This window comes from Rothia sp. 32237D007AR (genome assembly GCF_053544675.1).
Window position 1 is genome coordinate 14,907 of record NZ_JBPPUO010000001.1, and the last position, 25,185, is coordinate 40,091.

Sequence of the window (25,185 nt, forward strand, 5' to 3'; positions counted from 1 at the left end):
CCTGTGCATGCCCCCTTTGCTGTACCACATCAAAGGAAGGCTTTATGTCTAAGAAATCTGCGCTGACCTGGCGCGTCAACGATATCGTTATAGCTTCTGTGCTGGCAGTTGCCTGCGCTGTTATCTTCTGGGCCTGGAACAACGGCGGCTATAATCTGGCCCAAACAGCCCTAGCCCTTGCCCCCGAATACGCCTCACTGGTGGGCGGCACCTGGCTGATTGCCGGCGTCCTCGGTGGTTATATCATCCGCAAACCCGGCGCCGCCCTCTACACCGAGCTGCTGGCAGCAATAATTTCTATGCTTCTTGGCAGTAGCTACTCTGTAGGAATTATTCTCTCTGGCCTGATCCAGGGACTAGGCACCGAACTCATCTTCTTACTCTTTGCCTATCGAATCTGGAACCTGGGAACCGCCCTCCTAGCCGGTGCCTCTGCCGGTGCCTTCATGGGCATCTCTGAACTCTTTATCTACTTTGCAGGTGTCTTTGAAGGCTCTAAGGCCGTGACCTATGCGGTATGCGGAATTATCTCTGGCACCGTGCTCGCTGGCCTGGTCTCCTGGTTACTCACCCACGCCCTGGCCAGCACTGGGGCGCTTGATTCTCTGGCTGCTGGCCGTGCCCGCCGCCGGGCTAGTAACCCTTCCCGCACACAGATTTAGAGCGGAGAACACAGCCATGCACATGCAGCAGGGGGCCCGCTTTGTGGCCCGCGATTTTGGTTGGCATCACCCTGGGCGGGCCACCCCCGCCTTTTCGGGGCTGAACTTTGAGATTGAGCCGGGGCAGAAAGTACTCCTGGTAGGCCCCTCCGGAGCAGGAAAATCAACCCTGCTGCACGCCATGGCAGGCCTGCTCGTTGATGAGGACGGCCAAACCCAGCTCGGTGAACTCACCGTCAACGGGCAGCCCCCCACCCAGGCGCGGGGGGCCTGTGGCCTCATGCAACAGGACCCCGAAAGCTCAGTGGTGCTAGCGCGAGTAGGTGATGACGTAGCTTTTGGGCCTGAGAACCTAGGAGTGCCCCGTGAAGAAATCTGGGGCCGGGTCACCTGGGCCCTGGACGCTGTCGGGTTAGGCTCTTTACCTCTTGACCGCTCCACCTCAGCCCTCTCAGGCGGGCAGAAGCAACGGCTGGGGCTAGCAGGAATCCTAGCCATGCGCCCCGGCGCCCTGCTACTAGATGAACCTACCGCCAACCTTGACCCTGCCGGCGTGCTAGAAGTACGCGACGCCGTACTAGCTGCCACCGCTGCCTCAGGGGCTACTCTGGTGGTTATCGAACACCGGGTCGGTATTTGGGCTGAACACGTAGACCGCGTGCTAGTTCTCAACGCCCAAGGCGGCATCAGCTATGACGGGCCAGCCCAGCAGGTACTTACCCAGGCCCGTGAACAGCTCATTGCCGGTGGGGTATGGGTGCCCGGGTATGTGCCCCACCCTCCCCGGGCAGCGCAGACGGGGGAGGACGTCCGCCCCGGGCAGGTCGCTGGGGGGCACACCCCGCTGCTTGAGGCCCGCGATCTAGCAATCACCCGAGAGCTACCCACCCGCCGCCAACGTAAGCAGCGCGCCCGCGCGCTCGCCGCCGGGCAGGTGCCCACCCTGGATCTGCCCACCGTGGCAAACGGAATTAACCTGACTCTGCACGCCGGGGAACACCTGGCTCTTCTAGGGTCTAACGGGGCAGGGAAAACCACCCTGGCCCTAACCTTAGCCGGGCTCATCTACCCAGCTGCTGGGCAGGTCTACGCCCACCAGGGGCTCACAGCAAGCCTGCCTGCCCGCTACCGCAGCACCGACCCGGCCAGCTGGCCCGCAGCCGAACTAGCCGACCGTATCGGCCTGGTCTTCCAGGAGCCAGAACAACAGTTCCTTGCCCCCACCGTGCGGGCAGAACTAGAATTTGGACCCCGGCACCTAGCCCGTGTACGCAAAGAAAAAATAGATGAGACCCGCCTGGCAGTCCGCACCGATGAACTTCTGACCCGCCTGCGCCTTACTCACCTAGCAGAGGCTAACCCCTTCACCCTCTCAGGAGGGGAGAAAAGACGACTTTCGGTGGCTACAGCTCTGGCTACTGAACCAAGGGTGCTGGTACTCGATGAACCCACCTTCGGCCAGGACGCCACTACCTGGGCCGAACTTGTCACCCTGATGAGGGAACTACTTGACCGGGGTCTTGCGGTCATCTCCGTAACCCACGATAAGGACTACGTAGCTGCCCTCGGCGGCCAGCACCTCACCCTGCAGAAAGCGGAAACCACCCATGGCGCTTGACCTCTTCGCACTCGGGCCCGCCCACCGTAGCCGTGCCGGAAAACTCAACGCCGGCACCAAACTACTGGCCACCTTCCTCCTATCTATAGGGCTGCTCCTCATCAAAGACTGGGGCACAGCCCTAGCCGTCTTCGCCCTGGAACTGGCCCTGTTCAAAGCCTGGGGCATCCAGCCCCTCGCCCTGCTGGCCCGCTTCTGGCCCCTACTGGTAGGCGCCCTGCTCACAGGCTGGTCCACCTCGCTCATCGCCGAAAAAACAGGAGAAACAGTCCTACAGGTAGGATTCATCTGGATCACCACCGACTCCCTGGCCATGGGTATCTCCCTCATGACCCGAGGCCTGGCCCTCATCCTGCCCAGCCTCCTACTGATTACCACCACCGACCCCACCCACCTGGGCGACTCCCTCGCCCAAACAGCCAAACTTCCCGCCCGTTTCGTACTCGCTGCCCTAGCGGCCCTACGCCTACTGGGTCTCATGTTCAGCGAATGGCACACCCTGGGCCAAGCCAGGCGAGCCCGCGGACTAGGCGCCAGCGACTCCCTGCCCCGCCGCGTCCGCACCCTGGCCGGGCAAACCTTTGCCCTGCTGGTCCAAGCCATCCGCCGCGGAACCCGCCTAGCTACCACCATGGAAGCCCGAGGCTTCGGTGCAGGGCCCCGCACCTGGGCCCGCGTGCCTGTCTACCAGCGCGATGACGCGACCTTCCTGCTGTGCTCCCTAGCAATTCTCATGACCGGGTACCTGCTATCGGCAGCTGCCGGGACCCTGACCTGGGTGTGGCAGTAACAATAGGATGTAACGCGTCCATCCCTTTGAGAAAAGACAGGCCATCGCGTTAGAGTAAAAATATATAGCCGGTCACCAAACCCCACGGTTGGAAGAGCCGGCCTTCATGCTTCTCAGTCTCTAGCCCAAACGACGTGAAGCACGCTCGCACCGCGTATGGTGCTCGCATCAGATGCTCCCGCCGATAACCTGCAAGCCAGGTTGCCGCGGGAGCATCAGAGTTAAGGGCTAATCTTAGAAGTATGACTACAACCGTTGTGATGCTAACCCCAGAAAATCCCGCTGGTGAACTGGTTGACGCCACCACCCCCCTCATCAACATTGAAGATCAGGGGCTCACCCGAGGCGACGGCGTCTTCGAAACTATGCTGGCTGCCAACCGCCGCGTCCGCAAATTTGAGGCTCACCTGGCCCGGCTAGCAAGCTCCGCCCGCCTGCTCGATTTGCCCCTACCTGCCGAAGAAGGCCTACGCGCCGCCGTGCAACTAGCTCTCGATGCAGCAGCCCAAGGCCCCCAGACCGTGCTAGGTGAAGAACACACCGTCAAAATCATCATCTCGCGCGGCACCGTTGAAGCCGGCCCCCACACCTGGGTTACTGTGGCCCCGTCCTCACCCACCATTTTGCGCCAGCGCCAGCAAGGGGTGCGGGCCATGCTCCTACCGCGCGGCCACGACCCAGCAGAAGACTCCGCCTACCCCTGGCTCTTAGCCGGTGCCAAGACTCTCTCCTACGCCATCAACATGTCGGTGCTACGCTATGTGCGCAAACACGGCGCAGATGATGCCATCTGGGTCACCGAGGACCGCCGTATTCTTGAGGGGGCAACCTCATCTGTCATCCTCGCCAAAACTGAAGGCCAGAAGAAGGTGCTCTACACCCCCGAACCCTCCCACGGTATTCTGCCTGGCACTACTCAGGGCGCCATTTTTGCTGGTGCCCGCGCAGCCGGGTGGGAACTGGGCTACGGGCCCCTCTACCCCCAAGACCTACTAGAGGCAGATGCTCTCTGGCTGGCCTCCTCCGTGCGGCTTCTTGCCCCCGTCACCCACCTCAACGGCACACCCCTGGCCACTAGCCCGCAGCTCACCGAAGAGCTGCTGGGCTACCTGGCGCGGGGGGTAGATATAGATAACCGGGAAACTTACCTGTAGCCGCAAACCCCTCCGGGCCAGTGCTAGTGCTCTTGGGCGGGAAGATAGCGGACGTCCGCGCCCGCATAGGCGCTGGCGTAGGCTGTGAGTAGCTCGGCTTCTTGTTCCGCCCACATCTCCCAGTAGGGGAGGTAGATTTCCCCATCTCTAGCTAGGGCCCGCTGCCTGCGGCGGGTAGCATCGAGTTCTACGAAAATGCCTACATCGTGGGCCCCGGTGAGAGCCCCTACCCCCTCAGCGATGAGCACGCCACCTGCTGCCTGCCAGGCGGCGGTAAAAGGGTGGGGGCCGGTGGGCTGGGAGGTGCCCCAATCCCAGCCAAACCAGTGGGGGGTTTGGTCTGTGGTGTTGGCGCGTCCGCTCACTACCGTTTGGGCAAGCTGCTGCCAGGCTAGGGCGGCCTGCGCTAACCCGCCCCACCCCTGGTAGAGGTCCTCCAGGTGAAAGACCTGGGCGGGGATGTTTTGCTCTTTGACCCAGGCAGCCAGCTCAGCCGACAGGGTGGTTTTACCTGACCCGCTGCGCCCATCAAGAGCTACTAGCAGTGGCCTCTCACCGTGTAACCGGTGGCGGGCCTGCACTACCACCTCACCTACGGCGGCTAACTCCCTTAGCTCAAGCACTCTATTCTCCTTCACCTCGCTATACCTTCTGCCCTCAGGCTACCGCACTGCTCATTATTCGGCGCTAGCTAGTTATGGTGGGTTTGGGCGTGCTCAATCACTCCGGGGACAGCGTTCTGAATCATCTGGAAGGTTTCATAGAAATCGCTCATATTACCGTACCAGGGGTCGTAGATACCTAGCTGGTCTAGGGGCTTATCTGTTAGAGCCGGGTCGAACTCGCGCATCAGGCGGACCTTGCTCGCTGCCTCATCGTTGGGCGCTAGGCGCTTGAGCTCCCGGTAGTGGTTGGTGTCCATGGCTAGTAGCAGGTCGTAGCGGTCAAAATCAGCGCGGGTAAACTGCTTGGCTTTGTGCGAGCCAGTATTGATGTTGAGTTCGTCCAGCACTTTTTTGGCGCGCCGGTCAATGGGGTTGCCCTTTTCTTCGTTCGAAATGCCGCTAGAAGCTACCTCTACAGTGAGCCCAGCTTGGGTAGCGGCCTGCTTAATGAGGTACTCGCCCATAGGGGAGCGGCAGATATTTCCGGTGCATACAGTCATAATTCGATACATAGTCACCATGTTCGCATGATGCCTTCGGTCAGAGCTGGGTTTAGGGAGAACCTGAATAAAAAGTGAGAAAAAGTTCGCTCTCAGGCGGAAAACTAGGGGCAATCTATGTATAGTCTTACAGGTACACACACTTGATGGTGCTACTCTCAGGCATTGCTTGCCCGGTTCATACAGCAGTGAACTGAAGATGAGTAGCACCAGACACTCAGTTTCTTGAGTTCTTTCGAGATGACGAAAGCCCCACAGGCCACACACCTGTGGGGCTTTTGCGTACCGCCTATAGAAAAATAAATAAAGCTGCATATACACCCGCGAAAGAGGAGAAGACTGCTCATTTTGGGTAAAGTTATTGCGAATACACTGTACATCTGAAGAATTGAGATTCTCCATGACCGACCAGCCCAATACCCCCAACCCCAACCAGCCCACCACCCCTAATGCTCATCAGCCTGCTGCTAGCCAGCCTGCTCCCATGGGCGGTGCTGCTCAGCCTGTTCCCGGTACTCAGGCACCCGATACTTTTGTAGGTGCCCCTGTAGGGCAGCCTCCCGTGAACCCTCAGAAGAAGAACACGGGCCTGCTTATTGGTGGTTTGATTGCTGTTGCTATCGCGATTATTATTATCGCTCTTCTTTTCCTGACCGGTGTCTTTGGCGGGTCAAGCAAGGTTTCTAGCTACGACAAATTCAAGGGTGGCATGCAGGAAGCTACTGCTGGTTCTGCCGCCTCTAAGTGTCTAGATAGCGCTGATACTGTCATAAAGTCAGAGATGGAGGATATTAAGGAAGAAGAAGCTCCTAACTTGAATGTAAACCCTGAAGACATTGGTATTTTCATGTGCTCCTCGGTTGACTTGAGCAACATGATGAGCATGTTGGAAGCTGATGACTCTACACCTTTAGTCATGGGCATCTACGCCGAGGGTAACCCTACAATTGATGAGGAACTATCTGATTTCTCTGAAGCTGACAGTGAGAATGGTTGGGCTGTTTACGGTGAAAACTGGGCGATTGTTGGTATGAACACCGAAGAAAGTGTCAAGGCTAAGCTTCTTGATGAGTTCAACGGTACAGAATCTGTACCGAGTAAATAAGAAGCTCCTATCTTCTGACTAGAGTCGGTGCCCTGCTGCATGCAGGGTGCCGACTTTTTTGTAGGCACTTTCAGGGTTTTAACAGGTGCGGACGCCCGTGCCTGCCTTGGTCTTGTAAAGGCAGGGTAAGTCTGACGTCAGCTCTGATTAACCTAAACTTTAGCTGCGCAAAAAAGTTGAGTCTTTTTAACTCAACTCTGTTGACTTCTCTCTGAAACGTGGCAAACTAGATATCAAGACAAGCGAGTTGAGCCTGCGCGGCTCAACTTGTTTGAAAGATTTACAGATAACCAACCTCTCAGGAGAAAAAATGTCACGTGCAGTAGGTATTGACCTCGGTACCACCAACTCAGTTGTATCAGTGCTCGAAGGTGGCGAGCCCACCGTTATTGCCAACGCGGAAGGCGCCCGCACCACCCCCTCCGTCGTAGCATTCTCAAAGGACGGCGAAGTTCTAGTAGGCGACGTCGCCAAGCGCCAGGCAGTCACCAACGTTGACCGCACCATCGCTTCCGTCAAGCGTCACATGGGCACCAACTGGACTACCGACATCGACGGCAAGAAGTACACCGCCCAGGAAATCTCAGCCCGTACCCTCATGAAGCTCAAGGGCGATGCTGAAGCCTACCTGAACGACAAAGTCACCGACGCTGTTATCACCGTCCCCGCCTACTTCAACGACGCTGAGCGTCAGGCCACCAAAGAAGCTGGCGAAATCGCTGGCCTGAACGTCCTGCGTATCGTCAACGAACCCACCGCAGCAGCCCTGGCCTACGGCCTGGACAAGGGCAACGAAGACGAACTGATTCTGGTCTTCGACCTCGGTGGCGGTACTTTCGACGTCTCCCTTCTTGAAGTTGGTAAGGACGACGACGGCTTCTCCACCATCCAGGTACGCGCAACCTCCGGTGACAACCGCCTCGGTGGTGACGACTGGGACCAGCGCATCGTTGACTTCCTGCTAGAGCAGGTCAAGTCCAAGACCGGCGCTGACCTCTCCAAGGACAAGATTGCCCTGCAGCGTCTGCGCGAAGCAGCGGAGCAGGCTAAGAAGGAACTGTCTTCAGCAACCTCCACCAACATCTCCCTGCAGTACCTCTCCGTTACCCCCGAGGGCCCCATCCACCTGGATGAGAAGCTGACCCGCGCCAAGTTCCAGGACATGACCGCAGACCTGATTGAGCGCACCAAGAAGCCCTTCAACGACGTCATCGCTGAAGCAGGCGTCAAGGTCTCAGACATCGCCCACATCGTTCTGGTCGGTGGCTCCACCCGTATGCCCGCCGTCACCGAGGTCGTCAAGGAACTCTCTGGTGGCCGCGAACCCAACAAGGGCGTCAACCCCGATGAGGTCGTTGCCATGGGTGCAGCCCTGCAGGCAGGCGTTTTGAAGGGTGAGCGCAAGGACGTTCTGCTCATCGACGTCACCCCCCTCTCCCTCGGTATCGAAACCAAGGGCGGTGTGATGACCAAGCTGATCGAGCGCAACACCGCAATCCCCACCAAGCGATCAGAGACCTTCACCACCGCTGAAGACAACCAGCCCTCAGTATCGATTCAGGTTTTCCAGGGTGAACGCGAATTCACCCGCGACAACAAGAACCTGGGCACCTTCGAACTGACCGGTATCGCCCCGGCCCCCCGCGGCGTGCCCCAGATTGAAGTTACCTTCGACATCGACGCTAACGGCATCGTGCACGTCTCAGCTAAGGACAAGGGCACCGGCACCGAGCAGTCCATGACCATCACCGGTGGTACCTCCCTCTCCAAGGAAGACATCGACCGCATGGTTAAGGACGCCGAAGCTCACGCCGAGCAGGACAAGGCCCGCCGCGAGGCCGCCGAGACCCGCAACCAGGCTGAGAACACCGCCTACTCCATCGAGAAGCTCATCAAGGAAAACGGCGAGAAGCTACCCGAGGACGTCAAGACCGAGGTCCAGGCCGACATTGACGCCCTGAAGGCTGCCCTTGAAGGTGAAGATGATGAGGCCGTCAAGACCGCTTTCGAGAAGCTGCAGGCATCTCAGACCAAGCTGGGCGAGGCTCTCTACGCCCAGGCTCAGGCAGATGCAGCAGCCGGTGAAGGCGCTAAGGCTGAAGATGACGACGTCGTTGACGCTGAAGTAATCGATGAAGAAGACGAGAAGAAGAACTAACCATGGCTGAGAACACCAACGAGCCCGCAGACAACCAGCCCGAGGGCACCGACCCTCTGGAGGACGCCTTCGCCGCCCCGGCTGCTGAAGGCCACCCCGAGCCCGAAGGTGTAGCCGCTGACGCTGCGGTAGACGAAGAATCTGCCGCAGCTAAGGCAGGCGATAGCGCAGAGGCAACCGAAAACGCTGACGCGGCTCTAGCCGCCGAACGCCTTGAGGATTTGCGCCGCCTTCAGGCCGAGTTCACCAACTACAAGAACCGCACCGCCAAGGAAAAAGACCAGCTGCGTGACTTCGTCATCGCCGACCTGGTAGCAGCCCTGCTGCCGGTCATCGATGATATTGACGCCGCCCGCAAGCACGGTGACCTTGAAGAAGGCCCCTTCGCTGCGATTGCCAACAAGCTCGAAGAGACCCTAACCAAGCAGGGCCTAGAGCGATTCGGTGAGATTGGCGAACCCTTCAACCCCCAGGTGCATGAGGCTGTATTGCAGCAGCCCACCAGTGAGGTTGAGCCTGACTCAGTCTCCATGGTTCTACGTAACGGCTATAAGGTGAAGGACCGTGTGGTCCGAACCGCCCAGGTAGCTGTTGCGGTAGCAGAATAAGGACGCGGGCGGGCACCCGGCCTGATAGGTCAGGCTGGGTGCCCGCCCAGTTTTACCCCTCTAAAAGACACTAAAAGACATAGGATCTACCTCGGAAGGAGAGGCACATGGCGAGTGAAAACTGGCTCCATCAAGATTTTTATAAGGTACTAGGCGTAGCCGAGGATTCCTCCGAGGCAGATATTAAGAAGGCCTACCGCAAGCTGGCCCGCAAGTACCACCCCGACCAGAACCCCGGTGATGAGGCTGCTGAGAAGAAGTTCAAGGAAGTCTCAGAAGCCTACGACGTGCTCTCAGACCCCAAGCAGAAGGAAGAGTACGACCAGATCCGCAAGTACGGGGCCGCGGGCTTCAGCGGCGCTGGCGGCGGTTTCCCCGGTGGTTTCCCTGGCGGCGGTAACTTCACCTACTCCACCAGTGGCGGTGCTGGCGGCATTAACATTGAAGATTTGCTCGGCGGCATGTTCGGTGGCGGCGCTGGTTTTGGTGGGGGAGCACGCTCTGCAGGTGGCTTCCCCGGCGCTGGCGGCGGTTTCCCCGGTGGTGGTTTCTCACAGCCAGCGCCCCAGGGGAAAGACGCGACCACTAGTGCCCGTATCACCCTCCAACAGGCCTATGAGGGTGCTGAGGTTTCAGTCTTCCGCCCCGGCGGCTCCCAAACCCAGGTGCGCCTACCGCGCGGCGTTAAGGACGGCCAGAAAATCCGTGCCCGCGGCAAGGGGCACCCCGGTGCCGGTGGGGCAGGGGACCTGATTGTCACCGTCCGCGTAGATACCCACCCCTACTTTGAGCGGGAAGGGGATAACCTGCTGGTGCGCGTGCCGGTCACTCTGGAAGAAGCTGTGAAGGGCGGCGTCATCGAGGCCCCCACCCTTGATGGTGGAAGCGTTAAGCTCCGCCTGGCCGCTGGCTCACCGGCAGGCCGTAAACTGCGCGCTAAGGGCCGCGGCTTTGTAACCAAGAAGGGTAGCGGCGATATGCTGGTCATCCCTGAGGTACAGTTGCCCACCAATCTCACTGCCGAAGCTGAAGCCGCCCTCGATGCCTTCATCGCAGCTGCCCCGCAAACTAACCCCCGTGAAGAGATGCTGAGGAAAGCAGGCGGTTAAACATGACATTGGAAGCCGATCGCCCAGTTTTTGTTATCTCTGTGGCCGCTGAGCTAGCCGGTATGCACCCGCAGACCCTGCGCCAGTACGACCGGCTAGGTCTGGTTCAGCCCCAGCGGGCCCCGGGCCGTGCCCGCCGCTATTCTGAGCGGGATGTGCAGCAGCTTCAGGAGATCCAGGAGCTTTCCCAGTCCGGTGTTTCACTAGAGGGTATTAAGCGCATCATGCAGCTTGAGAACCAGGTGGAGGCCCTGCGGACCCGCATTGTTGAGTTGCAGGCTGATAACGAGAATCTGCGCAATCGCCTTCAGGAGGGTTCTCGCGTTTTTGCTGCCGGTACCTCTGGTGGGGCTATGCATCTAGCTCGTGGCAAGCGTCCGGCTGCACGCTCTACCTCCCAGGCCGTGGTGCTCTACCGGCCGCGTTAAGCCTGCCATCTTAAAATATTGTGGCGGCACCCAAGGTTGGGTGCCGCCACAATCTTTAAGTCTACGCTAGTCAAGACCAGTTCTTCTAATTGTCTGGATAATTTAGCTGTCTAGCGTTAATAGACTGTCATTATCTTCTCTCTAGGCCGAATACTCTTGAAGCCACCTTTATAGCCAGTTAGCTTAGTTCTAGGAGCGGTTAATACTTCCGCTACCCCAACCGACTAAAAAGGAGTCGACCATGACCGAGGCCCAGCTCTCCACCAACAAGCCCTTTGACGCTCTTGACACTAAAGCACTCACCGCACCTGCGGCAGAGGGAGCAACTCGCGTCACCCTCACCATGCCCACCGAACGCGCAGGGCGAGACACCACCGGAAACTCCACCCGCTTCCGCAACCTCTTAGCTACCGCTCGCGAAAAGCTAGAAGCAAGAGACGTAGACGCAGAAGCACTGCTAGCACCAGCCCACGAACTCGTCGATGACCGTGACTACTGGCAGCACCAAGGCGACGGCCTAGCCGTCCTACTAGAAAACGGCACCATGACCGCCCTACGCCTGCCCCTGGACCTACCCGAAGCAGTCACCGTAGCAGGGGACTACGACCTCACCTCCCTAGTACCCCTGCTCAGCACCGACACCAGCTTGCACCTGCTAGCACTCTCCCGCAAAGACGTGCGACTCTTCGAAACTGACGGCACCCGCATCGGCCAAATCGACCTCAAGCACATGATCGAAAGCGAAGAGGACATCTACGATGACTACGATGTGCAGCGCACCCAACAGCAGGTACCCAAGGGTGGGGGAGTAGCAACCTTCCACGCCCACACCAACGACTCAGACACCGACCGCATCTACCGCGAACGCTTCTTGCGCAAGGTGGCCAAGGGCATCGAAGACGAGGTTAACGAACCCCTGCGCCACCCCCTGGTACTGGCCGGTATTGAAGAACTCACCAACGAGTTCCGCAGCTTCACCGAATGGGGCCAGGTACTAGAGACCACCATTAGCGACGGCCGCGTGGACGAGATGAGCGAAGCCCAGCTCCTGGAAAAGCTCCAGCCCGTGCTTCAAGAGCAGGCTCAGCACGAAACCCAGAGCCTCAACCAGCAGCTTGAGGACGCCCGCTCTGGCAAGCGCTACATCGGCGCAGGCGAAGTGCTCGAAGCAGCCAAGCAGGGCCAGATTGCAACCCTGCTGGTAGCAGAAGACGAGAAGGCCACCACCGGCGAAGGCCTGAGCGAAGCAGCCCAGGCTATCAACCTGGTACTACGCTCCGGCGGCGAAGTAAAGCCCCTGCCCGAAAGCTCCGAAGAGAACCTGGCAGCCATCACCCGCTGGTAGACCAACAATAAGAGCACGACAAGCGGCTCCTACCTAACTCGCTAGAGGTATAAAGCGCCCCACCGCAGTGCATGAGCCTGTGGTGGGGCGCCTTTTCTCTACTTTTACTACTGAACCCTTTTATCGACGAATAAAGGTCAGGTCATGGGCGCGACGCCCTGCCTCACCGGCCTTGCGCTCGAAACTGGTCACCACGCGTCCTTCCCAGCGCGGAGCCCAGCCACCGACCGGGTCCTCCTCAGTGGTGTTTTCACCGGCGTGGGCATTAGTGAAATCGGGGTGAGCTTCGAGTACCTCGCGCATGACCAGGGCATATTCCTCCCAGTCAGTGGCCAGACGCCAAATGCCACCGGGCTTGAGCACACGCGCTACCTTATCGGCAAAGGCAGGGGAGACCAGGCGACGCTTGTGGTGGCGGGCCTTGTGCCAGGGGTCAGGGAAGAAAACCCAGAGCTCATCAACAGAAGATTCCTCCAGCAGATGATCCAGCAGCTCAGGGGCATTGGCCTGGGCAACACGCACATTCTCAACACCGGCCTGGCCCATCTTCAGCAGCAGGTCAGCGATACCGGGGGTGTAGACCTCAACAGCCAGGAAGTTAGCCTCAGGTACCTGGGCAGCCCGATTGACGATAGCCTCACCCAGGCCGGAGCCAATCTCAACGACCAGGGGCGCGTCAGTGCGTCCGTAAAGGGCCTGCTGGTCAAAGGTCGCACCCTCAGCTACCGAAGTATCCCCAACGTTGCGGGGTAGGTCAAGCACATGGGTGGGGGCGTAGGCGTCCCAGGCTTTTTGGCGGCGGGCGGTCAGGCGGTCGCCGCGGCGGACGAAGGAGTAGGGCTGGCGGTGAAATTTTTCAGGGACCGGGGCGCTCAAATCTTCACCTGCTGCTGCACGTTCGGCTTTGGCTGCTAGATCTTGTTGTTGCTTCTTGGTTTCCATAACTCTCCTTGCGAGGTTGAGACAGATAAACCGGCGCACACGGAAACGCTAAGTGCCGCCGGTAGAGAAAAGAAAGGCGTCCCCAATTATATCGCCACAGATATAGACCGGGGCAGGCTGAAAACAGCCTGCCCCGGTGGAAGGTTCCTCATAGCTCTACTTAGTAGGTAACGCGGCCCTGGGTAGTACCCATGTGATCGGAGTTATCGTCTGAGTCGCCGTCCATCTCGTCAATTACAGTAGCGGATAGGAAGAGCTCATACTGGACGTTCCAGAAAGGCCAGTTGATGTAGTAGCGCAGGGGAATATCGACTGACTCGCCGGGCTGCAGAGTACCAGCAAAGGTCCAGACAAAGCTGGGAGAACCCCAGCCTGCTGAGCCTGCGTAGGTGAAGGTGACGCGGGAGTCGCTTGAATTGACCTGGGTTCCGGCCTGGTTAGAGCCGGTTGCATCCGTAAAGACGTCTTGCATGTCGCTGAGCAGGGTCCCTGTGGGGTTAACTGCTGGTACGCTACCAACATTGGTGATGGTCATGGTATTGGGAAAAGACGCGTAAGCGGCTACGTTAGTCGTGGTGGTCGGGCCCCGGTAAATAGGGGTGTCGTAGACAGGCTCAAAGGTTGACCAATCTACAGTGGGATCAGCAATCTGAATTGCCAGATCGGTGCGAGGAATCTCTTCAAAACTCGCAGCGTAAGCGGGAATTGCACTGGTAGCTAGGACGGCGGGAGCGGCCCAGGCGCTGGCCTTGAGCAGGGTGCGGCGGTGGGGTGTCAGTAAAGAAGTCATAGGTTAGTACATCTCTCGAAAGTCTTAGGCGAAACGGCCTGCTGCCAGCAGACGGTCCATGTTGCGTTCTGCGATAGCAGTAATGGTGACGAAGGGATTGACACCAATTTTGCCAGGAATCAGGGAGCCGTCCATAACAAAGAGGCCGGGCACACCCTTTACTTCACCGTTGAGGTCGGTGGTTTCACCGATGACGGCACCGCCGAGCGGGTGGTAGGTGAAGTAGTCGGCGAAGGTCTTGCCACCCTGGAAGAGACCAGAGTTGTAGGAGGTGCCGGGGTTGGCCGCGTTCATCTTGTCCATGAAGGCTTTGGCTGCGGCAACACCGGGGGCTGCCTTGGTGGAGTCCCAGTCGAGGTCCATGGAGCCGGTAGAGGCGTTCCAGGTGAAGGTGCCCTTGTTGGGGTTGTTGGTGATAGCCAGGTAGAGGCCGATGCGCATATCTAGGCCTGCAGGGAAGGGGGCAAGCTCTGCGAAGACTGAGTTGGTGGAGTTATCCCAGTTGGAGATGCCCATGGCAGGGATTCCTGACTGGTAGCCGCCGGTAGCAGCATTGACGTTGCGGGCTACCATGATGTTGCCGTTGGGGCCCCAGTTGGTGCCCAGCGTTGCGGGCAGATTCTTCACAGTGCCTGCGTTCTTTGCTTGCAGCAGTAGACGGTTGGTGCCAACAGAACCTGCAGCCATGATGACGCGGTCGTAGACCTGTGTGGTGGCGCTGACCAGGTTGCCGGTGAAGTCAATGGTCTTCAAGTCGAGGGAGAAGGTGCCATCGGCTTGCTGGGTGAGGGCGGTTACCTCGGTCAGGGGGATGAGGTTGACTTTGCCGGTGGCAAAGGCGGTGGCCAAGATGGTTTTGGGCAGTGATTTTTTGCCGTGGTCGTTACCGAAGATGACCTGGCGACCTAGGGCTGAGCGGGGGACGCGGGAGAAGTTCTCTTGGCGCATGTAGTTCCAGTCGTAGACGTTAGGTACGAACTGGTGTTTGAAGCCGGCTTTGGCTGCTTGGGAGGCAGAGACTCGTGAGAACTGGTACCACTTGGAGGTGCCGACCACGTCGGATGGGGGTGTGGTGACTCCCAGGTTGGTGTTGGCGCGCGGGAAGTAGGTTGCGTACATTTCTGCAGCGTCAAGTTGGGGTAGGACTTGCTGGAAGAAAGAGGGGTTAGGGGTAACTGCCATACCGCCGTTGGCCAGTGAGCCACCACCTACGCCCTTGCCCACGTAGACCTTCATATTGGCGAAGCGTTCGATGCCTAGGACGCCGGCGGCCCGGTTGATGGGGCGGTTGACGTAGTCTAGACCGAAGACGCTGGAGAGGGGCATGTCGGTGCGGTCTTCGAACCACATGGAGCGTTCGGTGGGGGAGGTCATCTGGTCAAACCGGTAGCCGTTTGACTTAGGCGCCATCTTTTCCCAGTCGGCGCCCATTTCGATCATGTCGACGGTGTAGCCCTTTTCAGTGAGGGCGCGGGCGGCTACTGCGCCGCCGTAGCCGGAGCCGATAATGGCGATGCGCTTTTGGCCGTTGGCGTGGGCGGTAGTGGCGGTAGCTGCTAGGGCGGAGGCGGCAGATGCTGCTGCGGTTAGTTTGAGAGCTGAGCGGCGGTTAGGGGTAAATGGCATAGGAGTGTCCTTTTCTAGGTGCGGGTGCGAGACCGAATGGGTGCTGCTCACAGGTCTGGGAGGCTATGAGCATGCAGGCCGTTTCGCTAGTATGTGCGAAATACGTTGAAGATACGAAAAGACCTGTCCCCACTTTAGCGGTATTTTAGCGTGCTTATATCGCAACCTATAGGACTGTTGGCGTTTTGTGTTCAGGCGTACGAAAAATTATTTCGATGTCTTATCTGGGCGGTCAGCAGCCCGCGGATCGGTAACCATTTTTGCTGCGACCTTTTTGAGGCTGGTCGTGTCCCGGTGTTCAAGAGTTGGGGTGGTGGGTGAGGTACTTCTTAGTCTCACGCGCTACTAGACCAGAGAGTAGCAAGAGCCCGATGAGGTTGGGGATCGCCATCAGCCCGTTCATGATGTCTGAGAAGGCAAAGACTAGGGTGAGTGGGGCGATAGCGCCCAGCCCACAGACCAGGGCGAAGATAAGGCGGTAGCCAATGATAGCCTTTTTACGGTTCTAATGCCGCCAAGCAGGGCGGCGGCTGTTCCTACCGCAAGGACGCCGGCAGTAAGGTAGGGCGAGATGCTGAAGGAGTGCTCTAGGTTAGCTGAGATGGCTTTTGCCTGGGTCATGTTTCCGATGCCGAAGCAGGCAAAAACACGGCAGATACCGGGCCCACCAATGCTCAGGGAGAGGACAACACCAACGATATTACCGGTACCGACGGTGGTACCCAGGGCTGTGCTCATGGCCTGGAAGGAGGAAATTTCGCCTCTGGCGCCTTCTTGCCGGGAGCCACGCACCGCCCGCCACTAGCTAGCCGGTAAAAGCAGACCGATAGGCTGGCTGATCAGGGCAGGTTGCCAGCACACCCTGCATAGCCCGCTTCTCAGCACCAGTGACAGTAAGCCCATAGGCGGCCTTCACCGACACCTGCCGCGCCACATACTCACAGCGGTAACCGGGCTGGGGCAGCCAGGCGTCCGCACTCTTATCAGACTTCTGCGTGTTAGCAGTCTGCCCAGCCGCCTGCAAATTGAGCGGATCATTAGCTATAAGAACCCGCTGCTCTGGGCTCCACTGCCAAGCCCCAGAAACCCAGGCATTAGACAGCGCCACCACATGGTCGATAGGAATGGCATCGCTCGTCTTAGGCCCACGCTTAAAATCAATAGCCTCAGCCGTATAAGGGTCTACCAAGTGCCCTGAGAGCACAAAACAGTTACTAGCAACATCAAGGTCGGTAAGATCACGGGTCAAAATATCGTTCCGCTGATCGCAACCATTCTTGTCAATATCAGCCCAAGCCTGCCCATAAGCATCACGCTTATACTTAGTCCCAGAGTAGGAATCAGCCACCGTTAAACCCTCAAGAACCTCACTAGCCGTCGAATAAGTCTGCACCCCAGAACCCGAAAATCCGGTACTCACAGCCGTACCCGCAGGGTTGAGCAAACTATCAAGAGCAGACCGCACATTCCACTGGTGCGACCGCAACCACAGCAGACCGCCCACCAGTAAGACCACAACAAGCAGCAGAGCCAAGGCACGCTGCACACCAGCAGGTAAACCCGCTACAAAACGGACGCCCGCACGAATCTGGCGGTCACTAGGTGAAGAAAAACGAGGGGCAGAAGGACGCTTACGGGAGGTACTCATAGGTCACCTATTCTAACGCCGTGAGTTGGGTTCCCTACCTAAAATCCTCAATCGCTATATAACCACTACCGGTCACAGGCACCATAGGAATAGACCCGGTAGTAGGGTGAGCCACATTCACCGCCGGGTGGCCTGCCGGATCATCTGACTGATAGAAATCAGGGCGGTCACAGCCCATACCCTCACGCATAGCCTCAATAATGCCCTCGGCGGCGTCCTTAACCGACAAGAAGTTACGGGTCCACCGGCCATTAGGTGCCGTCCACCCCGCATCTTCTAGCATCTCGGTATCAAGCTCAACCTCAATAGTCTCAAACTCATCAGGAGACGTCAGCTCACAAAAATAGCCAGCAGGGGAACGCAAAATACTCACAAAATTAGTGAAATCCTTAGTCGCAACCACCTCAGGGCAGATGTAATAGATCCGCAAGGAAAGATTCCAGGGCAACTCCTCAAGACGCTGCTCCGTGACCGAAACCAACTGCCGCCAGGCCCGCTCAACACGCTCAGCCTCGGTCAGAGTCTTAGGCTGCACTACACCAATACCCTGCGCCTGAATCTCTTTAATATTAAGAGACTCAGTAGAATCAACCGCAGGCTGACCCACAGGCCGGGCAGACAAGCCCGAAGCCCCCATGAGCAGCACATCATTAAACATCTGACGGCCAGCCTGAAGAGCCACATGCCACGAACCATACTTAGCTCGCACCGTACCCAGGTGAGGCACGCGCCCGCTTCTTGCCGAATCCTCAGCCCAACTACCATAAAGCAAAACCGACGGCTTACGGTCATAACGGATGCAATAGTTCAAAAACTCGCCCAGAGTATTACGGAAAACACGCTCACTGAGGGTACTAGCTGCAAGCGTGATACCCTGCTCCTCAGCATTGGGCGGGCAAACCCCCACCTTCAGCAAGGCCCTAGACCAAGAACGATCCCCCAGGCGATCTTCAATCAGAGCCCGAGACGGAGGCCAAGAGAAATCCCCACGAGAAATATGGACAATCTCCTGCGGAAGATGAGCCAAAAAATCATCGTAGGTCTGCTCATCAAGCTCAGTATAGGGGTGCTGGGCCATGTAATTGAGAGCAGCACCAATACGCCCAACAATCGTAGCGATCTCCTCAGGAGGCACAGCAAAAGCCTCAAGCATACGCGGAAGATCTTGAATAATAATGGGGTCAATCCCCACCGCCGCGTACTCGTAATCAGGGTCCAAATCATAGGTCACAGCCACCGCATACCACAGGGCCGAAGCCATCAGCACATGCGAATGAGTTTGCCCCTGACCATTACCAAAAAGCCAACGGCCAGAATGAACCGCCTGCTCCACCAAGTCCCGGTCAAGACCAGGGTAAAGCACAGATACACGATGAAGAGCTTCAGAAGAGGTCCAGCCCATGCTCGCAAGCCCACTCAAGAGCGAGTCATAGCGCTCGCAGAATTCGGTATAGGAAAGATCGGTTTCCTCTGGCACAGTGGTTCTCCAAAGCAAGGTCAAACAAGAATGGGCTCGGGGTCAAAGAGTCTTGGTAACAGCCCTGTCTAGACCGCTCCCAAGTACCCTGTAGCACCACTTTAGGTGCTCCCACCCCTCTGTGACCACTGCAAGCTTAACTATTACAAGTAGATGAACAAACACCCACCACCCAAGTAACCTCCCCCAGCCCCCACAGCAGACCCCCATCACCTGGCAGAGCCTGCTCAAACCAACAGCAAAAACAGTATGAGAAACTAGAAACTATGACACATGCAGGCGCGGCAGATGCCCCCCACACCCCCCTCCCTCCCCTCGAGGAACGAATCGCTCTAGAACTCGGTGCCCGGGCCGACCAGGTGCGCTCAGCTATAGCCCTGCTCGATGACGGGGCCACCGTGCCCTTCATCGCCCGCTACCGCAAAGAAGCCACCGGTGGGCTTGACGACACCCAGCTCCGCACCCTAGCTGAACGCCTGCGCTACCTGCGAGAACTCGAAGAGCGCCGGGTGGCAATCGTCCGCACCCTGCACGAACGTGCCCTACTGACAGAAGAACTGGCAGCCGCCCTGGCGCACGCCCCCACCAAAAATGAGCTCGAAGCGCTCTACGCCCCCCACAAAACCAAGCGCAAGACCCTGGCCTTCCTCGCGCGGGAGGCCGGGCTGGAATCACTAGTTGAAGACCTGCTAGAAGTTCCCTTCGCCCCCACCGCTGACATCGCTGAGGCCTACGTTGAGTCTGAACTAGCTGATGCTGAGCCCGGCACCGTTGAAGCAACCGTCGCCTCAGTCGATAACGCCCTGGAAGGGGCCCGCGCCCTGCTGATTGAACAGGCCCTCACAGACCCAGCCCTGGCAGAAACCCTCCGCCAACGCTTCATGCGCCGCGGCGTCATCACCTCCCGCCTGATCCCCGGCCAGCAGCAAGCTGGTGCCAAGTTCAGCGACTACTTCGAATTCAATGAAGAAATCCGCCGTATCCCCTCCCACCGGGTGCTAGCCCTACTCCGGGCCGAAAAAGAAGGGGCCGTCAAGGTCAGCGTCGATGTGGACGTGCTCCCACCGGCCAAGTCCTCCCTCAAAGGTGCGGCCCGCGAAGCAGCCGAAATTTTGGCTGAAGAATACGACCGGGAACGCAGCTGGTACGAACGCACCGTGGCCGAAGCCCTGGGAATTGGTGCCCAGGTGCTCAACATGGTCTCCGACGAAACCATGGTGGTTGGCTGGCTGGCTAAAACTGTGCGCATAGCCTGCCGCCAGCGCCTGCTGCCCCGCCTGGCCTCAGAAGCCAGAACCTCTCTCTTCGAACAGGCAGAAAAGGACGCCATCACCGTCTTTGCCTCCAATTTGCGCGATGTTCTGCTGGCAGCACCTGCTGGCTCCCGCACCACCCTTGGGCTGGACCCTGGCCTGCGCACCGGCGTCAAAGTTGCAGTGGTAGGGCAGACCGGCCAAGTGCTGGCTACTGACCTTATTTACCCCCATGCGCCCCGCAACCAGTGGCAGGCCTCCCTCGATAGGCTCACGCACCTGGTGGGCACCTACCAGGTAGAACTCATAGCCATCGGTAACGGAACCGCCAGCCGAGAAACCGACAAACTTGCCTCTGACCTGATGAAAGAATGCACAGCTAGCGGCTACCGCGGGCTCCAGAAGGTCGTTGTCTCCGAGGCAGGTGCCTCCGTCTACTCCGCCTCAGAACTTGCCAGTCGCGAACTGCCGGGCATGGATGTCTCCCTGCGCGGGGCGGTCTCTATTGCCCGCCGTCTGCAAGACCCCCTGGCCGAGCTGGTCAAAATTGAACCCCAATCCATCGGTGTGGGCCAGTACCAGCACGATGTGTCACCGGCAGCCCTGACCCGTGCCCTTGACGGGGTTGTTGAAGATTCCGTCAACGCGGTGGGTGTGCTTGTTAATTCGGCCTCCCCAGCCCTGCTTGCCCGTGTTGCCGGCTTGAACAAGACCATTGCCGAAAACATTGTTGCCTACCGTACCGAACACGGCCCTTTCACCTGCCGCACCGATTTGCTGAAGGTGCCCCGCCTGGGCCCTAAAGCCTTTGAGCAAGCTGCCGGGTTCGTCCGTATCACCGATGGTACTGAACCCTTAGATGCCTCCGGGGTGCACCCCGAATCCTACGATCTGGCCCGCTCTATGGTGGCTGCTGCCGGTGGTTTCATTGAGGGTAAGGTCAGCGCAGAAGCCCTGGCGGCCCTGGACCCGCGTGACTTCACCACAGCTAGCGTCGGTTTGCCCACCATCACCGATATTATTGCTGAGCTTTCAGCCCCTGGGCGCGACCCCCGCCCCACCTTCCGCACCGCACGCTTTGAAGAAGGTGTTGAGACTATCGCCGATTTGACCCCCGGCATGATTCTTGAGGGCACCGTCTCTAACGTGGCAGCCTTTGGTGCCTTTGTGGATATTGGGGTGCACCAGGACGGGCTGGTGCATGTTTCGCAGATGAGCCGCGAGTTTGTCTCTGACCCTCACAGCATTGTTAAATCTGGTGATATTGTGCAGGTGCGGGTGGTTGAAGCAGACCCGGCCCGTCAGCGTATTTCTCTTTCCTTGCTGCTAGAAGAGCCAGAGCCCAAAGCCCGTAAGGGTAACCGGCGCCGCCACAATCTACGGTAAGGAAGACAGCCAGCGTGAGCCTGCCCTCCCCCCCTCTAAGAAGGCTGGCTTCCCTCTTCTGGGGCAGGGACAGTCAGCAAGTCGCGAATCTGCGCTGCGGTGAGCTGGGAGGCAAAGAAAGCGCCCTCATCAACCACAGCATCAAAAAGAGCAGCCTTAGACTCTTTGAGCTCCATGACCTTCTCTTCGATGGTGCCCGCTGAGACCAGGCGGTAGACCATCACATTCTTGGTCTGCCCAATGCGGTGCACACGATCAACCGCCTGCTGCTCGGCAGCCGGGTTCCACCAGGGATCCATAATGAAGCAATAATCGGCGCTGGTCAGGTTCAGCCCAAAGCCACCTGCCTTGAGAGAAATCAGAAAGACAGGGGCCGTACCTGACTCGAACTCTTCCAGCAGCTCCCCGCGATTGCGGGTAGAACCATCCAAGTAGAGGAAGGGGATACCCATATCAGAGAGCCTACCGGCGACCTTCTTGAGGTAGCCGGTGAACTGGCTAAAAATCAGGGCCCGGTGGCCATCATGAATAATCTCAGGCAGATTCTGCTCCAGGTAGTCCAGCTTAGAAGACTCCACCCCGGTATAGCGTTCAGCATCAATCAAGGTGGCATCCAGGGCCAGGCGGCGCAGGGTCGTCAAGGACTGGAAAATGGTGAAGCGGTTCTTGTCGATGTCCTCCAGCAGGCCCAGAATTTTTTGGCGCTCGCGCTGTAGGTGCGTATCATAGGCCCGGCGGTGGGCCGGTGCCAGGGGCACATCGATGCGCATATCGGTCTTCTCCGGTAGGTCGGCAGCCACCAGTTCTTTGGTGCGGCGTTTCATGAGCGGACGGATGCGGCGGCGCAGCCTGCCCAGGGCCTTGGTTTCTTCCCCGGATTCGATGGGGGTGGCGTAGACGTCCTTAAAGGTGCGGGCGGAGGGGAAGAGGCCGGGGGCGGCAATAGAGAACATGGACCACAGTTCCATGAGGTTGTTTTCCATGGGGGTGCCGGTGACCGCAATCTTGAGGCGGGCAGGTAGATCGCGGGCTACCTGGTGGGCCTTGGTTTTAGCGTTTTTGACGAACTGGGCCTCATCGAGCACTAGCCCCTCGAAGGGCTGCTGGCTACCTAGCTCAAAGTAGTGTTCTTCATCTAGGCGGAAGAGGGCGTAGCTGGTTACCACCACATCAGCCCCGGCGATAGTGTCGGTCAGGTGCCGTTTAGATTTACGCACCGACTCTTCAACACCCACTACTTTAAGGGAGGGGGCAAAGCGTTTGATTTCTCGCACCCAGTTGGGCACAACAGAGGTGGGGGCTATCACCAGGAAGGGGGCGGACGCGTCCGGATCGGCTTCTGCCCCCGGTGCCACCCCCGCTTCGTTCCCGTCTAGCTGGCGGTCGCGGGTGGGCTGGCTGGCCTCCTGCTTCTTTTCTTGGGCGTGCAGGAAGAGGGCGATGGTTTGTAAGGTCTTGCCCAGGCCCATGTCGTCAGCCAGCACACCACCCAGGCCGTGTTCCCAGAGGAAGGCTAACCACTGGTAGCCCTCCACCTGGTAGGGGCGCAGGGTTGCCTCTAAGGTGGGGGGAACATCTGCGGGGGAGTGGTGGCCCAGGTTGAGCAGGGCTGAGACCTGCTCGTCCCAGGCGGCAACGGTCTGGGTTTCTGCGGCGAGTTCTTCAAGTTCTTCCCAGAGGCCTACCTGGTGGCGGTTGATTTCTAGCGGCCCGGTCTTGTCGGTGAGCTGGGCTGCTTCGCGCAGTAGCTCTTGTAATTTCATGAATTCGGGCCGGTCAAGGGCAAAGTACTGGCCATTGCCCAGTAGCAGGTGGGTTTGGCCCTTGGCCAGGGCTGCAACAACCTCTGAGAAAGCCACATGCCATTGCCCAGCCTTGATAGCTACCCCTAGCCCGAACCAGTCGCGGCGGCGGGTATCGTCCACCGTCACAATAATTTCGGGGGCTTGATCCAGTTCACGGAATTCAGGTTTCGGGCCTGTGATATCGACCCGCACCCCCTCAACCTGCTGGTAGGCAGGTAGGTAGGTTTCTAGCAGGGTGCGGGTGCCCCAGTTTTCGGTGGAGTGGCGGGTGAAGGGCAGGCCGGGGCGAATCTTTTTGACCTCTTTGAGGACCCGGTATTCGTGGGCGGTATCGCGCACATCGGCCCTGTCTTCACCGGGGTAGCCCAGGGCATCGAGCCTGATGAAGTCACTATCGTCACCGGTGGGGTTGACCGGGTATTCCCAGTGCCAGGCGGTGTAAGCGGTAAAGGGCGGGCCTGGCTGATCGAAGGCGACTGTGAGCACCAAAGTTGGCATACGGACGGCCGGTAGCTCCAGGTCTTCGCTAGTGGTGCAGACAGCAAGCGCCCGGGTCAGGGCAGGGTAGTAGTCAGCAAAAAAGGCGGGGACGTCTGCGGCCGGTACTGTCACTTGCTCCCCTGATATGAGGGATTCGGCAACCGCATCGACCGGCTCAGCAAGAGGAATGAGCACCAGCTCAGAGTCAGCGCTCAGCCAGGAGGGCCGGTGTTCAGGTGCCACCTCACTAGCCTGGGCTAGGGCTGAGGGCAGGGTAGTCTCCCAGCGGGCAGCGGTAGCAGCTTGAACATAGGCCTCCTGGGCTGCCCCACCCAGGGCAATGAAACCCTGCCGGTTATTGCCCAGCTTATGGGTGAAATGAGCAGGAAGAGTGTAAGGGCCCCAGCGCAGTAGGGGAGTGAGCCGCAGAGCATCGGTGGAAGAGCCCCGTTCGGGCACAGGGTCTAAAGCCAGCTCAATCTGGGGGGCGCTGGCGATAGCCAGCCCGGTTTCTTTGCCCTCTAGGAGCACGGTCAGGCCCACATCGCTAGCAGATTCCAGCATCTGCCAGAGCAAGGACGAATCCACATTCGAAATAGAAGCCCAATCCCGGTGCGAAGAATAGATAGATTGGGAGCCTCGAATCACCGCATAAAATTCGTTGAACCAGGCTGCATGTTCAGGGAGCAGACCCGTACCCGCAGCCCCGGCGGCAGAGCCCGAAAATTTCTCCCAGCTCAAACCTCCCTTAATCCACTTACCGCGGGCCCCCATCATCAGCGGACGAGCTTCAAGCGACACCCGGGGAGCACCAATATTCTTAGTCCACCCGTACTTACCGGGCACCACCAGCCGCACATCGAGGGCCCCGGCAACCCGGTGGTTACGGCTATCGTAGCTGGGGCGCGCTGCTAGAGAATGAGCCAAAGAACGCCGCCACGCCGGCAGGGCCCTACTAGCCTGCCCACCGGTGTCCGCCTGGGTGCCTTCATCGGCCTGAGCCTCCAGGCTAAACATCGCCGCTTCACCCCTCTGCTCTTGTGCCAAATCTGCCGCCCGCTGCAGACCCACCCCCTGAGCCACCTCAAGAATCTGCTGAACCTTCTCCTGGGGGCTGCTGGGCTCCTGCGCGGTTTTCCAGGTGCTAGATGAGGCCGTCATCGCCCGCTTAGCCTTAGCCGTACGGTCAATAGCAGTCAGCATGAGCGCCACCGCATGCTTACAGTTATGAGCCACCGGGCACGAACACGTTGCCGAAAAAGCATAAGAACCAGCAACAACCTCAGCAGGGAAAGCCACCCGCGCAGTATAGGGCGCCGAGCCAGAACCAGCCACCTGCCCCTCAAGCACCCGAGCCTGCTCATCATAGGTGTAACGAATGACCTGCCCCTCACGCATATATCGCTGCCCCCGCGTATAAGCACCAGAGCCCACCTGCCGAATAATGGCTGGGGCTGTTACCGGAATTTCAGGGAAAGAAGTAGACACAGGCACACCTTCACAACAGAGCAAATACCTAGTCTTCTAGCGTATCGCACCACCTAAGACCCAGCACCAGCAGGCCAACTCACTCCAGCATTAAAAATAATGAGACAGATATTTACAGAAACTTCGAGGGCAGGTTATGCTTTTACCA

At 58.7% G+C, this 25,185-nt stretch carries 21 protein-coding genes; 11 read left to right on the plus strand and 10 right to left on the minus strand.

From position 1 onward, the window contains the following. Window positions 1-44: 44 nt before the first annotated feature. The 4 genes from ACED87_RS00095 (at window position 45) to ACED87_RS00110 (ending at window position 4,224) form a co-directional block, all read left to right on the plus strand. Window positions 45-662 (plus strand): ECF transporter S component, encoded by a 618-nt coding sequence (locus ACED87_RS00095; protein ID WP_449081945.1) that lies wholly within the window; start codon window positions 45-47, stop codon window positions 660-662. 16 nt (window positions 663-678) lie between these two features. Beyond that, the gene (locus ACED87_RS00100) at window positions 679-2,280 is read left to right on the plus strand and encodes an ABC transporter ATP-binding protein (RefSeq protein ID WP_449081946.1); all 1,602 of its coding nucleotides are present in this window, start codon (window positions 679-681) and stop codon (window positions 2,278-2,280) included. Continuing rightward, window positions 2,270-3,070, plus strand: a complete 801-nt coding sequence (locus ACED87_RS00105; RefSeq protein WP_449081948.1) for an energy-coupling factor transporter transmembrane component T family protein — start codon at window positions 2,270-2,272, stop codon at window positions 3,068-3,070. Before ACED87_RS00100 ends, ACED87_RS00105 begins: the two co-directional genes overlap by 11 nt. 242 nt (window positions 3,071-3,312) lie before the next feature. Continuing rightward, on the plus strand, window positions 3,313-4,224 hold the full coding sequence (locus tag ACED87_RS00110) for an aminotransferase class IV (RefSeq protein ID WP_449081950.1): 912 nt from the start codon (window positions 3,313-3,315) through the stop codon (window positions 4,222-4,224). Between the two features lie 23 nt (window positions 4,225-4,247). Here ACED87_RS00110 and ACED87_RS00115 read toward each other — a convergent pair whose 3' ends face one another. Together ACED87_RS00115 and ACED87_RS00120 are read right to left on the minus strand one after the other, a co-directional pair. Then, window positions 4,248-4,862 (minus strand): hypothetical protein, encoded by a 615-nt coding sequence (locus ACED87_RS00115; protein WP_449081952.1) that lies wholly within the window; start codon window positions 4,860-4,862, stop codon window positions 4,248-4,250. 53 nt (window positions 4,863-4,915) lie between these two features. Next, the gene (locus ACED87_RS00120; protein WP_449081954.1) at window positions 4,916-5,389 is read right to left on the minus strand and encodes a low molecular weight protein-tyrosine-phosphatase; all 474 of its coding nucleotides are present in this window, start codon (window positions 5,387-5,389) and stop codon (window positions 4,916-4,918) included. A 400-nt stretch (window positions 5,390-5,789) separates the two neighbouring features. On the opposite strand from ACED87_RS00120, the gene ACED87_RS00125 reads away from it, so the two are divergent. From ACED87_RS00125 to ACED87_RS00150, 6 genes are all read left to right on the plus strand, one after another. Then, window positions 5,790-6,494 carry a hypothetical protein gene (locus ACED87_RS00125; RefSeq protein WP_449081956.1) on the plus strand — a complete coding sequence of 235 codons (705 nt, stop codon included), beginning with the start codon at window positions 5,790-5,792 and terminating at the stop codon, window positions 6,492-6,494. A 310-nt stretch (window positions 6,495-6,804) separates the two neighbouring features. After that, window positions 6,805-8,652, plus strand: coding sequence for a molecular chaperone DnaK (dnaK, locus tag ACED87_RS00130; protein ID WP_449081958.1), 1,848 nt, complete (start codon window positions 6,805-6,807; stop codon window positions 8,650-8,652). Window positions 8,653-8,654: 2 nt separating this feature from the next. Further along, window positions 8,655-9,260 carry a nucleotide exchange factor GrpE gene (locus tag ACED87_RS00135; protein WP_449081960.1) on the plus strand — a complete coding sequence of 202 codons (606 nt, stop codon included), beginning with the start codon at window positions 8,655-8,657 and terminating at the stop codon, window positions 9,258-9,260. Window positions 9,261-9,367: 107 nt separating this feature from the next. Continuing rightward, on the plus strand, window positions 9,368-10,369 hold the full coding sequence (locus tag ACED87_RS00140; RefSeq protein WP_449081961.1) for a DnaJ C-terminal domain-containing protein: 1,002 nt from the start codon (window positions 9,368-9,370) through the stop codon (window positions 10,367-10,369). A gap of 2 nt (window positions 10,370-10,371) precedes the next feature. Next, window positions 10,372-10,797, plus strand: coding sequence for a heat shock protein transcriptional repressor HspR (locus tag ACED87_RS00145; protein WP_449081963.1), 426 nt, complete (start codon window positions 10,372-10,374; stop codon window positions 10,795-10,797). Window positions 10,798-11,038: 241 nt separating this feature from the next. Next, on the plus strand, window positions 11,039-12,142 hold the full coding sequence (locus tag ACED87_RS00150) for a baeRF3 domain-containing protein (RefSeq protein ID WP_449081965.1): 1,104 nt from the start codon (window positions 11,039-11,041) through the stop codon (window positions 12,140-12,142). Between the two features lie 120 nt (window positions 12,143-12,262). On the opposite strand, the gene trmB is transcribed toward ACED87_RS00150, so the two are convergent. The 7 genes from trmB to ACED87_RS00185 all read right to left on the minus strand — a co-directional run bounded on the left by trmB (window position 12,263) and on the right by ACED87_RS00185 (window position 18,625). Then, window positions 12,263-13,084, minus strand: coding sequence for a tRNA (guanosine(46)-N7)-methyltransferase TrmB (trmB, locus tag ACED87_RS00155; protein ID WP_449081967.1), 822 nt, complete (start codon window positions 13,082-13,084; stop codon window positions 12,263-12,265). Window positions 13,085-13,244: 160 nt separating this feature from the next. Then, on the minus strand, window positions 13,245-13,874 hold the full coding sequence (locus ACED87_RS00160) for a hypothetical protein (protein ID WP_449081968.1): 630 nt from the start codon (window positions 13,872-13,874) through the stop codon (window positions 13,245-13,247). Window positions 13,875-13,898: 24 nt separating this feature from the next. Beyond that, window positions 13,899-15,500: a GMC oxidoreductase gene (locus ACED87_RS00165; RefSeq protein WP_449081970.1), complete on the minus strand. Its 1,602-nt coding sequence runs from the start codon at window positions 15,498-15,500 to the stop codon at window positions 13,899-13,901. 298 nt (window positions 15,501-15,798) lie between these two features. Beyond that, on the minus strand, window positions 15,799-15,990 hold the full coding sequence (locus ACED87_RS00170) for an alanine:cation symporter family protein (protein WP_449082180.1): 192 nt from the start codon (window positions 15,988-15,990) through the stop codon (window positions 15,799-15,801). Next, window positions 15,924-16,292 carry an alanine:cation symporter family protein gene (locus tag ACED87_RS00175; protein ID WP_449081972.1) on the minus strand — a complete coding sequence of 123 codons (369 nt, stop codon included), beginning with the start codon at window positions 16,290-16,292 and terminating at the stop codon, window positions 15,924-15,926. Before ACED87_RS00175 ends, ACED87_RS00170 begins: the two co-directional genes overlap by 67 nt. Before the next feature lie 13 nt (window positions 16,293-16,305). Beyond that, window positions 16,306-17,148 carry an HNH endonuclease family protein gene (locus tag ACED87_RS00180; RefSeq protein WP_449081973.1) on the minus strand — a complete coding sequence of 281 codons (843 nt, stop codon included), beginning with the start codon at window positions 17,146-17,148 and terminating at the stop codon, window positions 16,306-16,308. 34 nt (window positions 17,149-17,182) lie between these two features. Beyond that, window positions 17,183-18,625: a TY-Chap domain-containing protein gene (locus ACED87_RS00185; RefSeq protein WP_449081975.1), complete on the minus strand. Its 1,443-nt coding sequence runs from the start codon at window positions 18,623-18,625 to the stop codon at window positions 17,183-17,185. A gap of 266 nt (window positions 18,626-18,891) precedes the next feature. Here ACED87_RS00185 and ACED87_RS00190 point away from each other — a divergent pair, with 266 nt between their 5' ends. Beyond that, window positions 18,892-21,264 carry a Tex family protein gene (locus ACED87_RS00190; RefSeq protein ID WP_449081977.1) on the plus strand — a complete coding sequence of 791 codons (2,373 nt, stop codon included), beginning with the start codon at window positions 18,892-18,894 and terminating at the stop codon, window positions 21,262-21,264. Between the two features lie 35 nt (window positions 21,265-21,299). Here the strand turns inward: ACED87_RS00190 and ACED87_RS00195 are convergent, their stop codons facing one another. Further along, window positions 21,300-25,037, minus strand: a complete 3,738-nt coding sequence (locus ACED87_RS00195) for a DEAD/DEAH box helicase (protein WP_449081979.1) — start codon at window positions 25,035-25,037, stop codon at window positions 21,300-21,302. Window positions 25,038-25,185 lie beyond the last annotated feature (148 nt).